The following is a 3,413-nucleotide window of genomic DNA, read 5'->3' as shown; positions in this document are numbered from 1 at the left end:
GTGGGGGCACGAGGCCCGATGGCGGCACGGCGCCGGACGGCGCAGGCGGCACTCCCCCGACGGGAGGCACCGGCGGTCCGGACGGCTCGGGCACGACCGGAACGACGGGCACCGATACCGGCTCCGGCACGAGCGACACGGGCACGGATGCCGCGGCGAACGCCGGCGACTCCGGCTCCGCTCCCTCCGGCGCGGGTTCGGATTCCGCGACCTCGTCCGAGCTCACCGCCCTGCTCACGGCCTCGACGGCTCGCTGGGCCGCGGCGGTCGACGGATCGCAGTCCGCTGCGACGCTCGAACTGTCCACCGGCGTCGCCGTGATGGCGATCGGCGGCTGGAGCAGTGACCCGACGCCGACCCTCGCCGAGTTCCAGGCGTACGTCGCGACCGGTGACGTCGGCTACTACATCTCCGGAAGCCAGGGCGGCGGCATGGGCGGCGGCGACAGCACCGCGACGGCCATCGCGACCTGGGTGGCCGCGACATACACCGCGACCACGGTCGGCGGCTCGACGGTCTACGACCTCTCGACCCCCACCGCCTGACCCGGTTCCGGGCGCGGGAACGCAAAAACGGGAGTGGGCCCTGGGGCCCGCTCCCGTTTTGGGTGATGCGGAGTGCTGGTGGAACGAACTGCTCGCGAACTGAACGGCGCTGAAGCGTGAAGGCTAGGCCTTGACCTTCGGTGCGGACGTGTCGGCGGGCAGTGCTGCCTTGGCGCTCTCGACGATGGCGGCGAAGGTGGCCGCTTCGTTGACCGCGAGGTCGGCGAGGATACGACGGTCGACCTCGATGCCGGCCAGGGCGAGGCCCTGGATGAGGCGGTTGTAGGTCAGGCCGTTCTGGCGGGACGCAGCGTTGATCCGCTGGATCCACAGGCGACGGAAGTCACCCTTGCGTGCACGACGGTCACGGTAGCTGTAAGTGAAGGAGTGAGTGAGCTGCTCCTTGGCCTTCGTGACCAAACGGGAGCGCTGGCCGCGGTAACCCTTGGCGCGCTCGAGGATGACGCGGCGGCTCTTGTGAGCATTGACCGCTCTTTTTACTCTTGCCATTTTCTTGTTCCTTTAGGGGTACGGGGTCTAGCGACCGAGAAGCTTCTTGATGACCTTGGCGTCGGCCTTGGCCAACACCTGGTCGTGGTTCAGGCGGGACTTGCGCTGGGTGCTCTTGACCTCGAGGTTGTGGCGCAAACCGGCCTGCTGCTTCATGATCTTGCCGCTGCCGGTTACCTTGAAGCGCTTCTTAGTCCCGGAGTGGGTCTTCATCTTAGGCATTTTTTTCCTCCTGTTTCGCTGCCTTATCAGCAGCTCTATGTGCATTGGCCTCTGCCTTGGCCTCTGATTTGTTCTTCAGTGGGCCAATCACCATGACCATGTTTCGACCGTCGATAGTCGGGCTCGATTCGACCGAACCGAATTCCGCGACATCCTCGGCAAATCTTTGGAGCAGTCGTACGCCCTGGTCGGGACGGGACTGTTCACGGCCACGGAAAAGAATCATGGCCTTGACCTTGTCGCCGGCCTTGAGGAAGCCTTCGGCGCGTTTGCGCTTGGTCTCGTAGTCGTGCGTGTCAATCTTGAGGCGGAACCGAACTTCCTTAAGAATGGTGTTCGCCTGGTTGCGCCGGGCCTCCTTGGCCTTCTGCGCAGCCTCGTACTTGAACTTGCCGTAGTCCATGATCTTTGCGACCGGCGGCTTGGAGGTAGGGGCAACCTCGACGAGGTCCAGATCCGCCTCCTGTGCCATGCGCAGTGCGACGTCAATGGCCACGACCCCGATCTGCTCGCCGGCGGGGCCGACAAGACGGACTTCAGGGACGCGGATACGGTCATTTGTACGGGGATCGCTGATGCGTCTCTCCTTCTCTCATGCATCGTGACTACAGCCAGGCAACGGATGCCGCCTGGCGACGAAGAGAGGAAAATCGCGTGCGAAATGGTGGAGCGTTATTGCTCAAACACTGCGTACGGCACCCTGTCTACCTTCGCGCCACTGTTTCCAGTGCCACGACGGCGGAGTGCAAACAACCCGGTAACCTTTGTGAAGCGGTATGCGCGGGTGGGAGATTATCCACTTTCGTACCGAGATAAATACCTCGGAGCCCGGACGAGTCTAACAGAGGAATGCAGTGACCAGTAGCACAAGCCAGGATGCCAGCCAGGAAACCCGCGATATCGCCGATGTGGCCGCCGTGGAGATCATCACGACGGCGTGCGTGCACCTGATGAGCGCCGCTGCGGTGAAGTGCGGGCTCGCCGACGACCCCGACACGCAGATCGACCTCGACGAGGCCCGGAAGCTCATCAACGCCCTCGCCGGGCTCGTGACGGCGGCCGCCCCCGACATCGCCGACATGCACGCGCGGAGCCTGCGCGACGGGCTGCGTTCGCTGCAGCTCGCGTTCCGCGAGGCCTCCGCGATCCCGGACCCGATCGGCGCGGGCCCAGGCGAGAAGTACACCGGCCCGGTCAACTAGCCCGATCACCCTTCCCTGAGGTGTCGCATATCGACGTTCCCGCGACCCGCGAACGTCGATATGCGACACCTGAGCCGGCACGTCAGGTCTGGCAGCGGGGACACCAGTAGGTGACCCGCTGCTCGAGCTCAGAGCGGCCGAGCGTGCCCTGGCGGATGCGGGTGCCGCAGCGTCGGCAGGGCCGGCCGGCACGGCCGTAGACCCAGGACTGTTCGCCGCGGCGGGCGGAACCCGTGGTGATCCGGTCGGTCCTGCCGCGGTTCGCGACGATCAGCCGGTGCGCGAGGTCGACGAGACCGGCGACATCCGTCACGTCGGCCACCGGCCGGGTGGGCAGCACGCCCCGCAGGAAGCAGAGCTCGTTCACGTACTCGTTGCCGAGACCCGCGAGGTTCGCCTGGTCGGCGAGTGCGACCGCGATCGGACGCTCGGGCCGGTCCTCCAGGCGGCGCACGGCCTCGGCGGGGTCCCAGTCGGCGCCGAGCAGGTCGGGGCCGAGGTAGTCGAGCCTGGCGCCTTCCTCCCCGATGGGCAACACCTCGAGCACCCCGAGTTCGAAGCCGACCGCGATCCAGTCGGCCGTCTCGAGCACGGCCCTGGCCTGGAAGGCCGGCCGCTTCCAGGCCGAGCCGTGCCGGTAGAGGTGCCAGGCGCCCTCCATCTTCAGGTGTGAATGGATGCTGGCCTCCCCCACCCGGATCAGCACGTGTTTGCCGCGACTCGTGACCTCGTGCACGGTGTCGCCGGTGAGATCGACGGTCGCATAGGCCGGCACGCGGATGTCGCAGCGGGTCAGGACGGCCCCGCGCAGCGCCGTGTCGAGGTTGTGCGCGGTCAGCCAGACGGTGTCGCCCTCAGGCACGGTCGGCCTCAGGCATGCAGCTTCAGTCCCTTCGGCGTCACGCCGAATCCGGCGGCCTGGAGCGCGCGGCCG

5 protein-coding genes and 1 pseudogene are annotated in these 3,413 nt (G+C 66.6%); 2 read left to right on the top strand and 4 right to left on the bottom strand.

Features of this window, described 5'->3' with window-relative positions; all coding sequences use genetic code 11:
• Window positions 1–545, top strand: a pseudogene (locus QN357_RS18330) (glycosyl transferase); the annotation flags it as partial.
• Window positions 546–668: 123 nt separating this feature from the next.
• On the opposite strand, the gene rplT reads toward QN357_RS18330, so the two are convergent.
• From rplT to infC, 3 genes are read right to left on the bottom strand one after another with little or no spacing between them, the layout of a single operon-like run.
• Window positions 669–1,055: a 50S ribosomal protein L20 gene (gene rplT, locus QN357_RS18325; RefSeq protein WP_134446990.1), complete on the bottom strand. Its 387-nt coding sequence runs from the start codon at window positions 1,053–1,055 to the stop codon at window positions 669–671.
• Between the two features lie 27 nt (window positions 1,056–1,082).
• Entirely contained in the window at window positions 1,083–1,277 is a 195-nt protein-coding gene (gene rpmI / locus QN357_RS18320) for a 50S ribosomal protein L35 (RefSeq protein ID WP_134446988.1), read from the bottom strand.
• Window positions 1,270–1,854, bottom strand: a complete 585-nt coding sequence (infC, locus tag QN357_RS18315; protein ID WP_134446986.1) for a translation initiation factor IF-3 — start codon at window positions 1,852–1,854, stop codon at window positions 1,270–1,272. The genes rpmI and infC overlap by 8 nt, the downstream gene beginning before the upstream one ends.
• Before the next feature lie 277 nt (window positions 1,855–2,131).
• On the opposite strand from infC, the gene QN357_RS18310 reads away from it, so the two are divergent.
• On the top strand, window positions 2,132–2,479 hold the full coding sequence (locus QN357_RS18310; RefSeq protein ID WP_134446984.1) for a DUF1844 domain-containing protein: 348 nt from the start codon (window positions 2,132–2,134) through the stop codon (window positions 2,477–2,479).
• 82 nt (window positions 2,480–2,561) lie between these two features.
• On the opposite strand, the gene QN357_RS18305 is transcribed toward QN357_RS18310, so the two are convergent.
• The gene (locus tag QN357_RS18305; protein ID WP_134446982.1) at window positions 2,562–3,341 is read right to left on the bottom strand and encodes a DNA-formamidopyrimidine glycosylase family protein; all 780 of its coding nucleotides are present in this window, start codon (window positions 3,339–3,341) and stop codon (window positions 2,562–2,564) included.
• Window positions 3,342–3,413: the final 72 nt, after the last annotated feature.

This window comes from Cryobacterium sp. RTC2.1, assembly GCF_035018685.1.
Lineage (GTDB): Bacteria > Actinomycetota > Actinomycetes > Actinomycetales > Microbacteriaceae > Cryobacterium > Cryobacterium glucosi.
The sequence above is the reverse complement of the archived record's forward strand: the minus strand, read 5'-3'. Positions and strand labels throughout refer to the sequence as shown.